The organism is Shigella sonnei (assembly GCF_002950395.1).
In the GTDB taxonomy this organism is placed as follows: domain Bacteria; phylum Pseudomonadota; class Gammaproteobacteria; order Enterobacterales; family Enterobacteriaceae; genus ECMA0423.
In genome coordinates, this window is the sequence record NZ_CP026802.1 from 3,948,770 (window position 1) to 3,967,309 (window position 18,540).

Annotated in this window: 10 protein-coding genes, 1 tRNA gene and 5 pseudogenes; 9 read left to right on the forward strand and 7 right to left on the reverse strand. The window is 52.3% G+C overall.

Going from position 1 to position 18,540, the window contains the following annotated elements:
• Positions 1-103 precede the first annotated feature (103 nt).
• From gmk to recG, 5 genes are read left to right on the forward strand one after another with little or no spacing between them, the layout of a single operon-like run.
• The gene (gene gmk / locus C1P89_RS20410) at positions 104-727 is read left to right on the forward strand and encodes a guanylate kinase (RefSeq protein WP_001295237.1); all 624 of its coding nucleotides are present in this window, start codon (positions 104-106) and stop codon (positions 725-727) included.
• 54 nt (positions 728-781) lie between these two features.
• Positions 782-1,057: a DNA-directed RNA polymerase subunit omega gene (rpoZ, locus tag C1P89_RS20415; RefSeq protein ID WP_000135058.1), complete on the forward strand. Its 276-nt coding sequence runs from the start codon at positions 782-784 to the stop codon at positions 1,055-1,057.
• A gap of 18 nt (positions 1,058-1,075) precedes the next feature.
• Entirely contained in the window at positions 1,076-3,184 is a 2,109-nt protein-coding gene (spoT, locus tag C1P89_RS20420; protein WP_000280488.1) for a bifunctional GTP diphosphokinase/guanosine-3',5'-bis pyrophosphate 3'-pyrophosphohydrolase, read from the forward strand.
• Between the two features lie 6 nt (positions 3,185-3,190).
• On the forward strand, positions 3,191-3,880 hold the full coding sequence (trmH, locus tag C1P89_RS20425; RefSeq protein ID WP_001070177.1) for a tRNA (guanosine(18)-2'-O)-methyltransferase TrmH: 690 nt from the start codon (positions 3,191-3,193) through the stop codon (positions 3,878-3,880).
• A gap of 5 nt (positions 3,881-3,885) precedes the next feature.
• Positions 3,886-5,967, forward strand: coding sequence for an ATP-dependent DNA helicase RecG (gene recG, locus C1P89_RS20430; RefSeq protein ID WP_000678438.1), 2,082 nt, complete (start codon positions 3,886-3,888; stop codon positions 5,965-5,967).
• Between the two features lie 168 nt (positions 5,968-6,135).
• On the opposite strand, the gene gltS is transcribed toward recG, so the two are convergent.
• Complete coding sequence (gene gltS, locus C1P89_RS20435; protein ID WP_000468833.1) at positions 6,136-7,341, reverse strand: sodium/glutamate symporter; 1,206 nt, start codon at positions 7,339-7,341, stop codon at positions 6,136-6,138.
• A 279-nt stretch (positions 7,342-7,620) separates the two neighbouring features.
• On the opposite strand from gltS, the gene xanP reads away from it, so the two are divergent.
• Complete coding sequence (gene xanP / locus C1P89_RS20440; RefSeq protein WP_001295238.1) at positions 7,621-9,012, forward strand: xanthine/proton symporter XanP; 1,392 nt, start codon at positions 7,621-7,623, stop codon at positions 9,010-9,012.
• Positions 9,013-9,132: 120 nt separating this feature from the next.
• On the forward strand, positions 9,133-10,842 hold the full coding sequence (locus tag C1P89_RS20445; RefSeq protein ID WP_151350962.1) for an AsmA family protein: 1,710 nt from the start codon (positions 9,133-9,135) through the stop codon (positions 10,840-10,842).
• A 51-nt stretch (positions 10,843-10,893) separates the two neighbouring features.
• Here the strand turns inward: C1P89_RS20445 and yicI (C1P89_RS20450) are convergent.
• The 6 genes and pseudogenes from yicI (C1P89_RS20450) to C1P89_RS20475 all read right to left on the reverse strand — a co-directional run.
• Positions 10,894-12,072: pseudogene (yicI, locus tag C1P89_RS20450) on the reverse strand (alpha-xylosidase); the annotation flags it as partial.
• A gap of 13 nt (positions 12,073-12,085) precedes the next feature.
• Entirely contained in the window at positions 12,086-13,432 is a 1,347-nt protein-coding gene (locus tag C1P89_RS20455) for an IS4-like element IS4 family transposase (RefSeq protein ID WP_000483769.1), read from the reverse strand.
• Between the two features lie 66 nt (positions 13,433-13,498).
• Positions 13,499-14,650 (reverse strand): annotated as a pseudogene (gene yicI / locus C1P89_RS20460) (alpha-xylosidase); the annotation flags it as partial.
• A 9-nt stretch (positions 14,651-14,659) separates the two neighbouring features.
• Positions 14,660-14,848: pseudogene (locus C1P89_RS20465) on the reverse strand (hypothetical protein); the annotation flags it as partial.
• 16 nt (positions 14,849-14,864) lie between these two features.
• A protein-coding gene (locus tag C1P89_RS20470; protein ID WP_094096600.1) for an IS1-like element IS1A family transposase occupies positions 14,865-15,562 on the reverse strand; the annotation gives its coding sequence in 2 pieces (ribosomal slippage) (positions 14,865-15,313 and positions 15,313-15,562; 699 coding nt in all).
• A 45-nt stretch (positions 15,563-15,607) separates the two neighbouring features.
• Positions 15,608-16,819 (reverse strand): annotated as a pseudogene (locus C1P89_RS20475) (glycoside-pentoside-hexuronide family transporter); the annotation flags it as partial.
• 292 nt (positions 16,820-17,111) lie between these two features.
• On the opposite strand from C1P89_RS20475, the gene C1P89_RS20480 reads away from it, so the two are divergent.
• Positions 17,112-17,206: transfer RNA gene (locus C1P89_RS20480), tRNA-Sec, on the forward strand.
• Between the two features lie 271 nt (positions 17,207-17,477).
• Positions 17,478-18,525, forward strand: a pseudogene (locus C1P89_RS20485) (tyrosine-type recombinase/integrase); the annotation flags it as partial.
• Positions 18,526-18,540 lie beyond the last annotated feature (15 nt).

Below are 18,540 nucleotides of genomic sequence, written 5' to 3' on the forward strand. Positions count from 1 at the left end.
CTTTGCGCAAAAAGTGTGAGCAAGGGCTACGTCACATGGCCGCGCCGTGTATAATAAGCTCGTATGTAGGCTTTATTTCGCTAATCACATACGAAAGATACTCATGGCTCAAGGCACGCTTTATATTGTTTCTGCCCCCAGTGGTGCGGGTAAATCCAGCCTGATTCAGGCTTTATTAAAAACCCAACCGTTGTATGACACCCAGGTTTCTGTTTCACACACCACACGCCAACCGCGTCCTGGTGAAGTCCACGGTGAACATTATTTCTTTGTTAATCATGATGAATTTAAAGAAATGATTAGCAGAGATGCGTTCCTCGAACACGCAGAAGTTTTTGGTAATTACTATGGCACTTCGCGTGAGGCCATTGAGCAAGTACTGGCGACCGGTGTCGATGTTTTTCTCGATATCGACTGGCAGGGCGCGCAGCAAATTCGCCAGAAGATGCCGCACGCGCGGAGTATCTTTATTTTACCGCCGTCCAAAATTGAACTGGACCGCCGTCTACGCGGTCGCGGTCAGGACAGCGAAGAGGTCATTGCAAAGCGTATGGCGCAAGCTGTTGCAGAAATGAGCCATTACGCCGAATATGATTATCTGATTGTGAATGATGACTTCGATACCGCGTTGACCGATTTGAAGACCATTATTCGCGCCGAACGTCTGCGCATGAGCCGCCAAAAGCAGCGTCATGACGCTTTAATCAGCAAATTGTTGGCAGACTGAACCTGATTTCAGTATCATGCCCAGTCATTTCTTCACCTGTGGAGCTTTTTAAGTATGGCACGCGTAACTGTTCAGGACGCTGTAGAGAAAATTGGTAACCGTTTTGACCTGGTACTGGTCGCCGCGCGTCGCGCTCGTCAGATGCAGGTAGGCGGAAAGGATCCGCTGGTACCGGAAGAAAACGATAAAACCACTGTAATCGCGCTGCGCGAAATCGAAGAAGGTCTGATCAACAACCAGATCCTCGACGTTCGCGAACGCCAGGAACAGCAAGAGCAGGAAGCCGCTGAATTACAAGCCGTTACCGCTATTGCTGAAGGTCGTCGTTAATCACAAAGCGGGTCGCCCTTGTATCTGTTTGAAAGCCTGAATCAACTGATTCAAACCTACCTGCCGGAAGACCAAATCAAGCGTCTGCGGCAGGCGTATCTCGTTGCACGTGATGCTCACGAGGGGCAAACACGTTCAAGCGGTGAACCCTACATCACGCACCCGGTAGCGGTTGCCTGCATTCTGGCCGAGATGAAACTCGACTATGAAACGCTGATGGCGGCGCTGCTGCATGACGTGATTGAAGATACACCCGCCACCTACCAGGATATGGAACAGCTTTTTGGTAAAAGCGTCGCCGAGCTGGTAGAGGGGGTATCGAAACTTGATAAACTCAAGTTCCGCGATAAGAAAGAGGCGCAGGCCGAAAACTTTCGCAAGATGATTATGGCGATGGTGCAGGATATCCGCGTCATCCTCATCAAACTTGCCGACCGTACCCACAACATGCGCACGCTGGGCTCACTTCGCCCGGACAAACGTCGCCGCATCGCCCGTGAAACTCTCGAAATTTACAGCCCGCTGGCGCACCGTTTAGGTATCCACCACATTAAAACCGAACTCGAAGAGCTGGGTTTTGAGGCGCTGTATCCCAACCGTTATCGCGTAATCAAAGAAGTGGTGAAAGCCGCGCGCGGCAACCGTAAAGAGATGATCCAGAAGATTCTTTCTGAAATCGAAGGGCGTTTGCAGGAAGCGGGAATACCGTGCCGCGTCAGTGGTCGCGAAAAGCATCTTTATTCGATTTACTGCAAAATGGTGCTCAAAGAGCAGCGTTTTCACTCAATCATGGACATCTACGCTTTCCGCGTGATCGTCAATGATTCCGACACCTGTTATCGCGTGCTCGGGCAAATGCATAGCCTGTACAAGCCGCGTCCGGGTCGCGTGAAAGACTACATCGCCATTCCAAAAGCGAACGGCTATCAGTCTTTGCACACCTCGATGATCGGCCCGCACGGTGTGCCGGTTGAGGTCCAGATCCGTACTGAAGATATGGATCAGATGGCGGAGATGGGTGTTGCCGCGCACTGGGCTTATAAAGAGCACGGCGAAACCAGCACCACCGCGCAAATCCGCGCCCAGCGCTGGATGCAAAGCCTGCTGGAGCTGCAACAGAGCGCCGGTAGTTCGTTTGAATTTATCGAGAGCGTTAAATCCGATCTCTTCCCGGATGAGATTTACGTTTTCACACCGGAAGGGCGAATTGTCGAGCTGCCTGCCGGTGCAACGCCCGTCGACTTCGCTTATGCAGTGCATACCGATATCGGTCATGCCTGCGTGGGCGCACGCGTTGACCGCCAGCCTTACCCGCTGTCGCAGCCGCTTACCAGCGGTCAAACCGTTGAAATCATTACCGCACCGGGCGCTCGCCCGAATGCCGCGTGGCTGAACTTTGTCGTTAGCTCAAAAGCGCGCGCCAAAATTCGTCAGTTGCTGAAAAACCTCAAGCGTGATGATTCTGTAAGCCTGGGCCGTCGTCTGCTCAACCATGCTTTGGGTGGTAGCCGTAAGCTGAATGAAATCCCGCAGGAAAATATTCAGCGCGAGCTGGATCGCATGAAGCTGGCAACGCTTGACGATCTGCTGGCAGAAATCGGACTTGGTAACGCAATGAGCGTGGTGGTCGCGAAAAATCTGCAACATGGGGACGCCTCCATTCCACCGGCAACCCAAAGCCACGGACATCTGCCCATTAAAGGTGCCGATGGCGTGCTGATCACCTTTGCGAAATGCTGCCGCCCTATTCCTGGCGACCCGATTATCGCCCACGTCAGCCCCGGTAAAGGTCTGGTGATCCACCATGAATCCTGCCGTAATATCCGTGGCTACCAGAAAGAGCCAGAGAAGTTTATGGCTGTGGAATGGGATAAAGAGACGGCGCAGGAGTTCATCACCGAAATCAAGGTGGAGATGTTCAATCATCAGGGCGCGCTGGCAAACCTGACGGCGGCAATTAACACCACGACTTCGAATATTCAAAGTTTGAATACGGAAGAGAAAGATGGTCGCGTCTACAGCGCCTTTATTCGTCTGACCGCCCGTGACCGTGTGCATCTGGCGAATATCATGCGCAAAATCCGCGTGATGCCAGACGTGATTAAAGTCACCCGAAACCGAAATTAATGTTTTATGAACCCAACACGTTATGCACGCATCTGCGAAATGCTCGCCAGGCGGCAGCCTGATCTGACCGTCTGCATGGAGCAGGTCCACAAACCTCATAACGTTTCTGCGATTATTCGTACCGCAGATGCCGTTGGCGTACATGAAGTTCACGCCGTCTGGCCTGGTAGCCGCATGCGCACCATGGCTTCGGCAGCGGCGGGTAGTAACAGCTGGGTACAGGTGAAAACACACCGCACCATTGGCGATGCCGTCGCTCATCTGAAAGGCCAGGGCATGCAGATTCTGGCAACCCATCTTTCTGATAACGCTGTCGATTTCCGCGAAATTGATTACACTCGCCCGACCTGCATTTTGATGGGACAGGAGAAAACGGGCATCACGCAGGAAGCATTGGCCCTGGCGGATCAGGACATCATCATTCCGATGATCGGCATGGTGCAGTCGCTGAATGTTTCCGTTGCCTCAGCCCTCATTCTTTACGAAGCCCAGCGTCAGCGGCAAAATGCAGGCATGTACCTGCGTGAAAACAGCATGTTGCCGGAAGCAGAGCAACAACGCCTGTTGTTTGAAGGCGGCTATCCGGTGCTGGCGAAAGTCGCAAAACGCAAAGGCCTGCCTTATCCCCACGTCAATCAGCAAGGCGAGATCGAAGCTGATGCCGACTGGTGGGCTACTATGCAGGCTGCAGGGTAAGTGCCATGAAAGGTCGCCTGTTAGATGCTGTCCCACTCAGTTCCCTAACGGGCGTTGGCGCAGCACTTAGTAACAAACTGGCGAAAATCAACCTGCATACCGTGCAGGATCTACTCTTACACCTTCCCCTGCGCTACGAAGATCGCACCCATCTCTACCCCATCGGAGAACTACTGCCGGGCGTTTATGCCACGGTGGAAGGCGAAGTGCTGAACTGCAATATCTCCTTCGGCGGTCGGCGGATGATGACCTGCCAGATCAGCGACGGTTCCGGCATCCTCACCATGCGCTTTTTCAATTTCAGCGCGGCAATGAAAAATAGCCTGGCGACGGGCCGCCGTGTACTGGCTTATGGCGAAGCAAAGCGCGGTAAATATGGTGCGGAGATGATCCACCCGGAATACCGCGTGCAGGGCGATCTCAGCACGCCAGAATTACAGGAAACGCTCACGCCGGTTTATCCAACAACGGAAGGCGTAAAGCAGGCCACGCTGCGTAAATTAACCGACCAGGCGCTGGATCTGCTCGACACCTGCGCCATTGAAGAACTCCTGCCGCCGGAACTGTCACAAGGAATGATGACGCTACCGGAAGCGTTGCGCACTTTGCACCGCCCGCCACCGACGCTACAGCTTAGCGATCTGGAAACCGGGCAGCATCCGGCGCAACGTCGTCTGATTCTGGAAGAACTGCTGGCGCACAACCTCAGCATGTTAGCCTTACGTGCCGGAGCACAGCGTTTTCATGCCCAGCCGCTGAGCGCCAATGATGCGCTGAAAAATAAACTCCTCGCAGCCTTACCGTTCAAGCCAACGGGCGCACAGGCACGCGTAGTGGCGGAGATCGAGCGCGATATGGCGCTGGATGTGCCGATGATGCGCCTGGTACAGGGCGATGTAGGTTCCGGTAAAACGCTGGTCGCCGCCCTCGCCGCGCTGCGTGCGATTGCCCACGGCAAACAGGTGGCATTGATGGCACCAACCGAATTACTCGCCGAACAGCACGCCAATAACTTCCGCAACTGGTTTGAACCGCTCGGTATCGAAGTGGGCTGGCTCGCCGGTAAGCAGAAAGGCAAAGCGCGACTGTCTCAGCAGGAAGCCATCGCCAGCGGTCAGGTGCAGATGATTGTTGGTACGCACGCCATCTTCCAGGAACAGGTGCAGTTTAACGGTCTGGCGCTGGTGATTATCGACGAACAACATCGCTTTGGCGTGCATCAGCGTCTGGCGTTATGGGAGAAAGGCCAGCAGCAAGGCTTCCATCCGCATCAGTTGATCATGACCGCCACGCCGATCCCCCGCACGCTGGCAATGACGGCGTATGCCGATCTCGATACCTCGGTGATAGATGAACTGCCGCCAGGCCGCACGCCAGTGACTACGGTCGCTATTCCTGATACTCGCCGTACCGACATCATTGACCGCGTGCGCCACGCCTGCATGACTGAAGGTCGTCAGGCGTACTGGGTTTGTACGTTGATTGAAGAGTCAGAGTTACTGGAAGCGCAGGCGGCGGAAGCTACCTGGGAAGAGTTGAAACTGGCGCTACCAGAATTGAATGTTGGCCTGGTACACGGGCGGATGAAACCAGCCGAGAAACAGGCGGTGATGGCGTCGTTTAAACAAGGTGAGCTACATCTGCTGGTTGCCACTACCGTTATTGAAGTCGGTGTTGATGTGCCTAACGCCAGCCTGATGATTATCGAAAACCCTGAGCGTCTGGGTCTGGCGCAGTTACACCAGCTGCGCGGGCGCGTAGGTCGTGGCGCGGTGGCTTCTCACTGCGTGCTACTCTACAAAACGCCGCTTTCTAAAACGGCGCAAATTCGCCTGCAAGTGCTGCGCGACAGTAACGACGGTTTTGTGATTGCGCAAAAAGATCTGGAGATTCGCGGCCCTGGCGAATTGTTAGGCACGCGTCAGACGGGTAATGCTGAATTTAAAGTGGCGGATTTACTGCGCGATCAGGCGATGATCCCGGAAGTTCAGCGCCTGGCACGCCATATTCACGAACGTTACCCACAACAGGCAAAAGCCCTGATAGAACGCTGGATGCCGGAGACGGAACGTTACTCGAATGCGTAAAAGGCGGCAGTGAGAAGACCGCCATTTCAGGTTACCCTACCTTCCTGCCGGATGCGATTCATCACCCTACAAATTCAATAAATTATGAATCAATACGCAGGCTTGATAAGCGAAGCGTATCAGGCATTTGTCTTTGTTGCGGCGGCACTTCTACCGCCGCTTCATCGGTTAACCGGCAAAAATCGGCAACATCAAATACAACTTAATTACCAGCGCATTGACGATATCGATAAAGAACGCACCGACCATCGGCACCACCAAAAACGCCATGTGCGACGGGCCAAAGCGTTCAGTAATCGCCTGCATGTTGGCGATTGCCGTTGGCGTTGCACCGAGGCCAAAACCACAGTGACCTGCAGCCAGCACTGCCGCATCGTAGTTTTTGCCCATCATGCGCCAGGTAACGAAGATGGCATACAACGCCATGAAGATGGTCTGTACCACCAGAATCGCCAGCATCGGCAGCGCCAGCGAAGCCAGCTCCCACAGTTTCAGCCCCATCAACGCCATCGCCAGGAACAACGACAAGCTTACGTTACCCAGCACGGATACCGCACGCTCAAAGACGCGGTAAAAGCCCATTATTGACAGACCGTTGCTCAGAATCACGCCAACAAACAGTACACAGACGAAGGTCGGCAGTTCAAAAGCAGTGCCAGCCAAAAGTTGCGCAACAATTTTCCCCACCGTCAGGCAGATAGCAATCAGCGCGATAGTTTCAATCAGCACCAACGAGGTGATCATGCGTCCCACATCCGGCTTTTCAAACGCCGTCGGGACTTCCTGGTCATCCGGAATACCGTTCGGCGTGGTGGAGTGTTTCACCAGATAGCGCGCCACCGGACCGCCAATCAAGCCGCCCAGCACCAGACCGAACGTTGCACAGGCCATCGCCACTTCCGTCGCATTGGTGAAGCCATAACGTTCAATGAACAATTTACTCCACGCAGCGCCCGTACCGTGACCGCCGGAAAGCGTAATAGAACCGGCCAACAGCCCCATCAGCGGATCAAGCCCTAACAGGCTAGCCATACCAATGCCAATGGCATTTTGCATCACCAACAGACCAACAACCACAATCAAGAAGATGCCAACCACACGCCCACCGGCACGCAAACTGGCAATGTTGGCGTTCAGGCCAATGGTGGCGAAGAAAGCCAGCATTAACGGATCGCGCAGGGACATATCAAAGTTGACTTCCCAGCCCATGCTTTTTTTCAGTACTAGTAGCGCCAGCGCCACCAACAAACCACCCGCAACAGGTTCCGGTATGGTGTATTTCTTCAAAAAGGAGACGGAATGGACCAACTTACGCCCGAGCAGCAACGTCAGCGTTGCGGCAACAAGCGTTGCTAAAGTATCGAGATGAAACATAGTTACTCCTTTGTATCCGCATCACTCTTTCATACTCGTCATACTTCATCGCGCAGTGGCAACTTCATGAACTATGACGGGTATCGAGTTATGCTTTCCTGGGTCAAATTCTCAGCTGTTAATGAACAAATGGCATGGATTTTAAGCAGAAAAATACCAAAAGTTATATAAAAAAGTGCATTTATCTCATTTAAATATTTAGATGAGGATGTGGCAAACGTTTGCTTTTCTCTTTCGGTCAGCTAAAATGCCCGCTTTGCTACCACGGGATTGTTTTCGATGTCTGTTTCCACCCTCGAGTCAGAAAATGCGCAACCGGTTGCGCAGACTCAAAACAGCGAACTGATTTACCGTCTTGAAGATCGTCCGCCGCTTCCTCAAACCCTGTTTGCCGCCTGTCAGCATCTGCTGGCGATGTTCGTTGCGGTGATCACGCCAGCGCTATTAATCTGCCAGGCGCTGGGTTTACCGGCACAAGACACGCAACACATTATTAGTATGTCGCTGTTTGCCTCCGGTGTGGCATCGATTATTCAAATTAAGGCCTGGGGTCCGGTTGGCTCCGGGCTGTTGTCTATTCAGGGCACCAGCTTCAACTTTGTTGCCCCGCTGATTATGGGCGGTACCGCGCTGAAAACCGGTGGTGCTGATGTTCCTACCATGATGGCGGCTTTGTTCGGCACGTTGATGCTGGCAAGTTGCACCGAGATGGTGATCTCCCGCGTTCTGCATCTGGCGCGCCGCATTATTACGCCGCTGGTTTCTGGCGTTGTGGTGATGATTATCGGCCTGTCGCTAATTCAGGTGGGGCTGACCTCCATTGGCGGCGGTTACGCAGCCATGAGCGATAACACCTTCGGCGCACCGAAAAATCTGCTGCTGGCAGGCGTGGTTTTAGCCTTAATTATCCTGCTTAACCGTCAACGTAACCCTTACTTACGCGTGGCCTCACTGGTAATTGCGATGGCGGCCGGATATGCGCTGGCGTGGTTTATGGGCATGTTGCCAGAAAGCAACGAACCGATGACGCAAGAACTGATTATGGTGCCAACGCCGCTCTATTACGGTCTTGGCATTGAATGGAGTCTGCTGCTGCCGCTGATGCTGGTCTTTATGATCACTTCGCTGGAAACCATTGGCGATATCACGGCGACCTCTGACGTTTCCGAACAGCCAGTGTCCGGTCCGCTGTACATGAAACGCCTGAAAGGCGGCGTGCTGGCAAACGGCCTGAACTCGTTTGTTTCGGCGGTGTTTAACACCTTCCCGAACTCCTGCTTCGGGCAAAACAACGGAGTGATCCAGTTGACCGGTGTTGCCAGCCGCTATGTCGGTTTTGTCGTCGCGCTGATGTTGATCGTGCTGGGTCTGTTCCCGGCAGTGAGCGGTTTTGTACAACACATTCCAGAACCGGTTCTGGGCGGCGCAACGCTTGTAATGTTTGGCACCATCGCCGCCTCCGGTGTGCGTATCGTTTCTCGTGAGCCGCTGAACCGTCGGGCGATTCTGATTATCGCGCTGTCGCTGGCGGTTGGTCTGGGCGTGTCTCAGCAGCCGCTGATTTTGCAGTTTGCCCCTGAATGGCTGAAAAACCTGCTCTCCTCCGGGATCGCCGCGGGCGGTATTACTGCCATCGTGCTGAATCTGATTTTCCCACCAGAAAAACAGTAATTCACTGGCGGCGGTAAGATAATTACCGCCGCAGTCTCACCTCTTTAACCATTCCCGCCTTGAGGATTGCGCGTAAATCGTGCATAACTCCCTTATGTGCATTTCACGGGATGGAAGACCATGAAATTTATTGGGAAGCTGCTTCTCTACATTCTCATCGCTCTGTTAGTGGCGATCGCTGGCCTCTATTTTCTTCTGCAAACCCGCTGGGGAGCAGAACATATCAGCGCATGGGTTTCCGAGAATAGCGACTATCATCTGGCCTTCGGGGCGATGGTTCACCGTTTTTCCGCGCCATCTCATATCGTGCTGGAGAATGTCACGTTTGGTCGTGATGGCCAGCCCGCGACCCTGGTGGCCAAAAGTGTCGACATTGCGCTAAGTAGTCGGCAACTGACCGAACCACGCCATGTCGATACCATCCTGCTGGAAAACGGGACGCTGAATCTCACCGACCAGACCGCGCCGCTACCGTTCAAAGCCGATCGTCTGCAACTGCGTGATATGGCGTTTAATAGCCCGAATAGCGAATGGAAACTGAGCGCGCAGCGGGTAAATGGCGGCGTGGTTCCGTGGTCACCAGAAGCCGGTAAAGTGCTGGGTACGAAGGCGCAGATTCAGTTTAGTGCCGGATCGCTTTCGCTCAATGATGTTCCTGCCACCAATGTACTGATTGAAGGCAGTATTGATAACGATCGCGTTACGCTGACTAACCTGGGTGCCGACATCGCGCGCGGGACATTAACCGGAAACGCGCAGCGTAACGCCGACGGCAGCTGGCAAGTGGAAAACCTGCGCATGGCGGATATCCGTCTACAAAGCGAAAAATCGCTAACCGACTTCTTTGCGCCATTACGCTCTGTCCCGTCGTTGCAGATTGGTCGCCTGGAAGTGATCGATGCTCGTTTGCAAGGTCCGGACTGGGCGGTGACCGACCTCGATCTCAGCTTGCGCAACATGACCTTCAGTAAAGATGACTGGCAGACACAAGAAGGCAAACTGTCGATGAACGCTAGCGAGTTCATTTATGGTTCGCTGCATTTATTTGACCCGATTATAAACGCGGAATTTTCTCCGCAGGGCGTAGCGCTGCGCCAGTTCACCAGCCGCTGGGAAGGGGGTATGGTCAGAACGTCAGGGAACTGGCTGCGTGACGGGAAAACGTTGATCCTTGATGATGCGGCAATTGCCGGACTGGAATATACCTTGCCGAAAAACTGGCAACAGTTGTGGATGGAAACGACACCCGGTTGGTTAAACAGCCTGCAACTGAAGAGATTTAGCGCCAGCCGCAATCTGATCATTGATATCGACCCTGACTTCCCGTGGCAGCTCACCGCGCTCGATGGTTACGGTGCCAACCTGACGCTGGTTACCGATCATAAATGGGGCGTCTGGAGTGGCTCGGCGAATCTGAATGCCGCCGCCGCGACGTTTAATCGTGTTGATGTCCGTCGTCCGTCGCTGGCGCTAACCGCCAACAGCAGCACGGTGAATATCAGCGAACTGAGTGCATTTACTGAAAAAGGCATTCTGGAAGCCACCGCCAGTGTTTCACAAACGCCACAACGTCAGACACATATCAGCCTGAATGGACGCGGTGTGCCGGTGAATATTTTGCAACAGTGGGGATGGCCTGAATTACCGTTGACTGGCGACGGCAATATTCTGCTTACCGCCAGTGGCGATATTCAGGCCAATGTCCCGTTGAAACCTACGGTTAGCGGGCAATTGCATGCCGTGAACGCCGCAAAGCACCAAGTGACTCAAACCATGAATGCGGGCGTCGTTTCCAGCGGTGAAGTTACATCGGCAGAGCTGGTGCAGTAAACATCAATCTCGCCGGGTACGACTCAGACGTACCCGGCATTCTTCAATAGATTACAACGTAATTGTCAGCGCATTCCCTTGAGGCGTAACCACCAGCCCCTGCTCACTTTCAGCCTGCGAACCGCCTTGCAGACCATTTACTTTCACAATATTGCGCAAGCACAGTGTCCAGTTCCTCGCCTCGCCCGCACCAGTCACAGTAATCGTGTTACCAGTACGTGTTGCTTTTAGAGTAAAGATCACCGAACCGTCAGCAGCGGGCACTTCACATACAGCTTCATGCCCGTCTTGCAGATTAAAGAGATGGAATGCCGTGCCTTCGTGCCACGCGTAATCGGGACGTTGATCGTTGTTGCCCAGCGCCAATAGGGTGTTATCACGCACATAAACGGGCAGACTCAGGAAGCCGTGCTGCTGTTTATGCCAGCGACTACCGTCGAGCTCATTGTTGTGCCACAGGTGTGTCCAGCGACCTTCCGGCAAGTAGAACTGCACCTCGCCCGCCTCAGTGAACACCGGAGCAACCATCACGTTGTCGCCTAGCATGTATTGACGGTCAAGGTAATCACAAGCCGGATCGTCCGGGAACTCCATCATCATGGCCCGCATCATCGGCGTACCCCGCGCTTTCGCACGCGCAGCTTCACGATACAGATACGGCATCATGCGGCATTTCAGTTGCGTGAAGAAGCGCACCACATCACAGGACTCATCATCGTAGGCCCACGGCACACGATAAGATTTGCTGCCATGTAAACGACTATGGCTGGAGAGCAAACCAAACGCGCACCAGCGTTTGTAAACGTGTGCCGGCGCGGTATTTTCAAAGCCGCCGATATCGTGGCTCCAGAAGCCAAAACCTGAAAGGCCAATAGACAAACCACCGCGCAGGCTTTCCGCCATTGATTCGTAGTTAGCGTAACAATCGCCACCCCAGTGTACCGGGAATTTCTGCGCACCGACGGAGGCCGAGCGGGCAAACAAGACAGCTTCTTCCTCACCAACGGTGTCCTTGAGCACGTTCCACACCAGTTCGTTGTAGATGTACGCATAATGGTTATGCATTTTCTGCGGATCGGAACCGTCAAACCACTGAACATCAGTTGGGATACGTTCGCCAAAGTCGGTCTTAAAGCAATCAACGCCCATCGCGACCAGACCTTTCAGTTTGTCGGCGTACCATTTGCAGGCATCCGGATTGGTAAAGTCATAAATCGCCAGACCTGGCTGTAATGCCAGTCAGTTAAGCAACTGACTGGCTCTTTTTCGGGGCTGTGGGGTATTTCCAGGGCCTCTCCTTTACCACTCTCGGGAAGGCCCTTTCCCTTCTCGTCGGTAATTTCACAAGTTGTCCCATACTTGCAAGATCGCGCATCAGCTCCGGTATACGTCCCGGTGAAGCGCCCTGCAATGTCATCAGCATTCTCATCACCATTCCGCATGATTCTGAGAAACTCAGTTGATTCGGCCAGTAACCTTTCAGATGTTCCGCCATTTTAATCATCTGATATCTCACCAGATTATAAGCCAGTAAGACACCCCACAGCTCTTGCTCCACAAGCTCCGGCTTTTTACTTCTCAGCGTCAGCCTGCTCAGTTGCATCGTCTGTTTTATCTCCCTGTATCCCAGTTCGATTTCCCAGCGATGACTGTACAGATCCGCCATTTCTCCTCCGGGGAAGCGCATGGCGTCCGTCATCGACGTCAGCAGATGGCAGACTTTTCCTTTGCGCGTCACGGTCAGCAGGCGGGCTGTCACTTCATTTCCCAGTCCCGGCCACTTTTTTCGTGCCTGCGGGCTGGTTTTCAGCTTCACCAGATGATCGCCTTTACCCAGTTTTCTGAGCTCTTCATATTGCGCTCCCTTTCTGAGAGGTATCATCCAGTGGCGGTGTTCTCCCGCCAGGCTCCAGGCATTTAACAGTCCCAGTGAGTAATAACCTTTATCCATTAACGTCAGAGTGTTATCGCCGGTTTGTTCTATAAGTTGCTCAGCAAGCTCATTTTCGCTGTTCTTCATCGTGCCGAAGGCTGCAGCCGTCAGCAGATGGCTGGTCAGTTCCATCTGGCAGACCATTTTGACCTGCGGGTAGAGCGCCGGGTTCCCGGCATGTGTCTGGCGGGGGAAGGCTGCATCGTTCTCTGGTGTATCCGGTGTGCGCCAGAACACACCATCGATGGCCAGCAGGGTCAGGCCGCACCAGTGCGGATGCGGCGTGGCGTTATGCCAGAGCTGCGCTGTTTTCGTGAACACGCGGCGGACAGCCTCACTTCCCAGGCGCTGGCGGGCCTGAATAACGGCACTGGGGGCAACGAAGGGGCGATTGCCCGGCAGCATGATGTCCAGGCGATTCACAATCTGGTGAAGAGGTTCTTTACGCTCAAGCGCCATGCCAACAATACACCAGACCATCATTTCGAGGGGAAGACGGCGCTTGCGTAGCGTTACAGTACCTGATTCGGCAAGGCAACGAGAGATGAGTTCGGGGTCGAGGTAATCCCCCAGAGAAGTCAGTGGGTTACGCAGAGAATCGTAACGGGATACCAGATCAAGAGCCTGTCCAATGTGCATAAAAAAATCCGGAAACAAGTGAGCGTTTCCGGATTCTTACACAGCCACTGGATCGGTCAACTGATCCTTAACTGATCGGCATTACAGACCTGGCTGCCATTTATCCCACTGCCATAGCGAACCGTCCGGGCGTTTGAGTAAATAGCCTTTCTCTTGTAACTCTTTAAAGACGGGGGATTTTTGACCGATATAGGGGTTAATCCAGACGCAGATTTTCAGCCCTTTCGCTTTCAGGCGGCGGATCATCCCTTCCGGGTCAGGGAAAGTCAGCGGGTCCCACTCAAAATCGCACCACTGGAAGGCTTTCATCCAGAAACAGTCAAAGTGGAAAACATGCAGCGGCAGATTGCGTTCCGCCATACCATCGATAAAGCTGTTTACCGTCGCTTCGTCGTAGTTGGTGGTAAATGAAGTGGTTAGCCACAGGCCGAAGGACCACGCGGGCGGCAGCGCCGGACGACCAGTAAAGCGGGTATAACGATCAAGTACCGCTTTCGGCGTCGGGCCGTCGATAACAAAGTATTCGAGATATTCACTCTCAACGCTGAACTGCACTTTGGAGACTTTCTCCGATCCCACTTCAAAAGAGACACACTGGGGATGATTGACCAGTACCCCATAACCACGGTTAGTCATGTAGAACGGGATATTTTTATACGCCTGTTCAGTACTTGTGCCGCCGTCCCGGTTCCAGGTCTCTACCGTCTGGCCATTGCGCACCAGGGCAGTAAAGCGCTCTCCCAGACCGTAAACTGTTTCGCCAACGCCAAGATCAAGCCGCTCAAACATATAATTGCGTTGATTATTCGTGTCCTGCACGTAGCCATTATTTTTCACCTGACTACCGGTAATACGTTCGCCGTTGCGCAGAAAATCCAGTGACCAGAACTCACCTTTGCTGACACGCGCGCTTAAGTTGCCACTTTTAAACTCAGCATAACGTTCTGTGTTTTCGATTGTGACCTTCACGTCCTGCAAAATATTGAGCGGATAATGAGGACCGTTATTCAGCGCCCCCTGAAAATGCTCAATCCGCACACCGACAATACCTTCCTGTGGGGAGAAAAAGCGCAGCGTAAATAAAGGCGTATCAAGCTGCCAGGTACGTTCACGCACATCACGGGGGGCAGCATAGACCACCATTTCATTATCCTGCTGTTCAACCTCGAACACCTGAAGCGGGTGAATCAAATTGAGGCCAGGTTGAATCAACCAGTTTCCATCGCTAATTTTCATTGCCGTTCCTTAGTTCTGCACTTCTTGAGAGGTGAATTGTTGCTGGCAACGGCGTTTACCCTGAGCCAGCTGTTCCATAACGGTTTTCAGATTGTGCGTCGTGAGTGAGTAGTAGCGTTTAGCGATAATCGCGCTCAGCAAATAACAGATCGCCGGAACAATCGTGAATAGCGCAATAATGATGCTAATCGTGGCGCTGGGTAATGACTCCAACTTATTGATAGTGTTTTATGTTCAGATAATGCCCGATGACTTTGTCATGCAGCTCCACCGATTTTGAGAACGACAGCGACTTCCGTCCCAGCCGTGCCAGGTGCTGCCTCAAATTCAGGTTATGCCGCTCAATTCGCTGCGTATATCGCTTGCTGATTACGTGCAGCTTTCCCTTCAGGCGGGATTCATACAGCGGCCAGCCATCCGTCATCCATATCACCACGTCAAAGGGTGACAGCAGGCTCATAAGACGCCCCAGCGTCGCCATAGTGCGTTCACCGAATACGTGCGCAACAACCGTCTTCCGGAGACTGTCATACGCGTAAAACAGCCAGCGCTGGCGCGATTTAGCCCCGACATAGCCCCACTGTTCGTCCATTTCCGCGCAGACGATGACGTCACTGCCCGGCTGTATGCGCGAGGTTACCGACTGCGGCCTGAGTTTTTTAAGTGACGTAAAATCGTGTTGAGGCCAACGCCCATAATGCGTGCAGTTGCCCGGCATCCAACGCCATTCATGGCCATATCAATGATTTTCTGGTGCGTACCGGGTTGAGAAGCGGTGTAAGTGAACTGCAGTTGCCATGTTTTACGGCAGTGAGAGCAGAGATAGCGCTGATGTCCGGCAGTGCTTTTGCCGTTACGCACCACCCCGTCAGTAGCTGAACAGGAGGGACAGCTGATAGAAACAGAAGCCACTGGAGCACCTCAAAAACACCATCATACACTAAATCAGTAAGTTGGCAGCATCACCGTGGCGCTGTTCTGCGCTTTTTCTGCCGCATCATATCCGCCATAAGCCAGCATCCAGCCGATAAGAGCGCCGCCGAAGGCCAACCCCAGTTTGAGCACAAACAGCGTGCCAGCAAAACTGATCCCGGTCAGGCGTTTACCATTGCACCACTCGCCGTAGTCGACGGTATCGGACATCATTACCCACTGGATAGGTGTCACCAGTTGATGCAACACACCAATCACGAAGATGAAGACAAACATAGTGATGCTGGCCTGCATGGGAACAAAGAACATCGCGAGGCTAATCACTGCCAGCAGGGCGTTCGTCCACCAGAAGATAGTGACTTTACATTTCCAGTCGGTCAGAGGTTTTGCCAGTGCGGAACCAATCAGGTTACCCACGCAATAAGTGGTGAGAAAAGCGACAAACACTTCCGGCGTGCCCAAAATCCATGTGACGTAATACATCATCGCCCCACCGCGTACGCACACCGCCAGGATATTGAAAATGGTTAGTAAACCGACAATCCGCCACTGGTCGTTTTGCCAGATATCACGTAAATCTTCCCGCATAGACGTTGTTGTAGGTGGTGCTTCAACGCGTTCTTTAGTGGTGAAGAAACAAAATGCCAGCATCATGAATGCCACCACGGAAAGGACCGCGATACCGCCCTGGAAACCGAGTGGTTTATTATCACCGCCAATTAAATTAACCAGTGGCATCATCAGAACAGTAGAAAGCATGCCTCCCGCGGTCGCCAGCACAAAACGCCAGGATTGCAGCGAGATACGCTGAGTCGGGTCATTGGTGATTACACCACCCAATGCGCAGTAAGGGATATTGACGACGGTATAAAGTAAGGTAAGTAGGGTGTAAGTAATTGCTGCATAGATCATTTTGCCGTTCATACTGAGATCTGGCGTGCTATAGGCCAGTACACAGACGATCCCGAATGGCAGTGCGCCAAACAGTACCCACGGACGAAATTTACCCCAGCGAGAGCGCGTTCGATCGGCCAACAACCCCATGCAAGGATCGGAAATCGCATCCAGTGCACGAGCGACCAAAAACATGGTTCCGACAAATCCGGCAGGAATGCCAAAAATATCGGTATAAAAGAACATCATATATAACATTACGTTATCGAAAATAATGTGGCTGGCGGCGTCTCCCATGCCATAACCAATTTTCTCTTTAACGGACAACACTTCACTCTTCATCTGCTTTTCCTTGATGCTATAGGGGTGCTGAGACCGATAACGCATTTTGTAAACCATCCCTGTGAGAGCGAATATTCCGATATCTGGTTATTAATTTATGATTCTTGTTTTATGTGATCGTGGTAGCGTTAATTCCGCTCATATATCATTGTAAAATATGGGTTTTATATGAGTTATAATGCTTTCGTGATAATACGCTGCGTGTATTAGGCGGAAAAAACTGATCTGGGGGATGTAGAAACTCAAGGAAGTAGCTATAATGCGCCCCGCCTCCATGTAGCAATCGAGGCGCGGAAGATCGTCGTCTCCGGTGAGGCGGCTGGACTTCAAATCCAGTTGGGGCCGCCAGCGGTCCCGGGCAGGTTCGACTCCTGTGATCTTCCGCCAGTTTACCTCTTCTGAACTCTCCCAATGTCAATAAATCTCTTCTAATCCCTTGTATATCAGTATTTATTTGTATCCTGAGGTCAACCTACTTCACCCCATATCAAGTTTCTTTTGGGGGTACTTTAGGGGGTGTTATTTCCTATTGAAATACAAGCACCCCCATAATAGGAAAAATGTGATACATAACAACGGCTTTTAACAATATCTTTGTTATACAAGGGGTGTATTGGGGGTATCAGGTTAGTTACTGGCAGAAATCCCCCTCAGGAACATGAATTCATCAAAAGCCGGAGGATGTCATGGCATTAACCGATATCAAAGTGAAAACCGCAAAACCCAAAGACAAACCCTATAAGCTTGCTGATGGCGGCGGTATGTATCTACTGATTAACACTAATGGTTCTAAATACTGGCGCATGAAGTACCGCTTTGCTGGTAAAGAAAAGATGCTTTCTATTGGCGTATACCCCGATGTAACGCTAGCCGATGCTCGCGAGAAACGCAGTGAAGCCAGGAAACTCCTCGCTGCTGGAGGCGATCCAGGGGAGGCAAAAAAGGAAGAAAAAATCGCGCAGCAAATGAGTCTGAAAAATACGTTCGAGGCTATTGCTCGCGAATGGCACCAGTCAAAAGCTGATCGGTGGTCATTACGCTATCGTGATGAAATCATTGATACCTTTGAAAAAGACATTTTTCCCTACATTGGCAAGCGCCCTATTGCCGAAATCAAACCAATGGAGTTACTGGAAGCACTGCGTAAAATGGAAAAACGTGGAGCTCTGGAGAAAATGCGCAAGGTCCGCCAGCGCTGTGGTGAGGTGTTCCGCTATGCAATTGTTACTGGCCGGGCAGACTATAACCCAGCCCCCGATCTTGCCAGTGCTTTAGCTACACCGAAAAAAGTACATTTTCCCTTTCTTACTGCTAATGAACTTCCCCACTTCCTCAACGATCTGGCGGGTTATACCGGAAGTATAATCACTAAGACAGCTACTCAGATCATTATGTTAACCGGCGTACGAACACAAGAACTGCGTTTTGCACGCTGGGAAGATATCGATTTTGAGACAAAATTGTGGGAGATCCCGGCAGAAGTAATGAAGATGAAGCGACCTCATATTGTGCCGCTCTCTGAGCAGGTCATTATGCTATTTAAGCAGCTTGAACCAATCTCAAAACATCATCCCCTAGTCTTTATCGGTAGAAATGATCCCCGCAAACCAATTAGTAAGGAAAGCATTAACCAAGTAATTGAATTACTTGGATATAAGGGAAGACTCACAGGGCACGGTTTCAGACACACCATGAGTACAATTCTGCGGTGATGCTGCCAA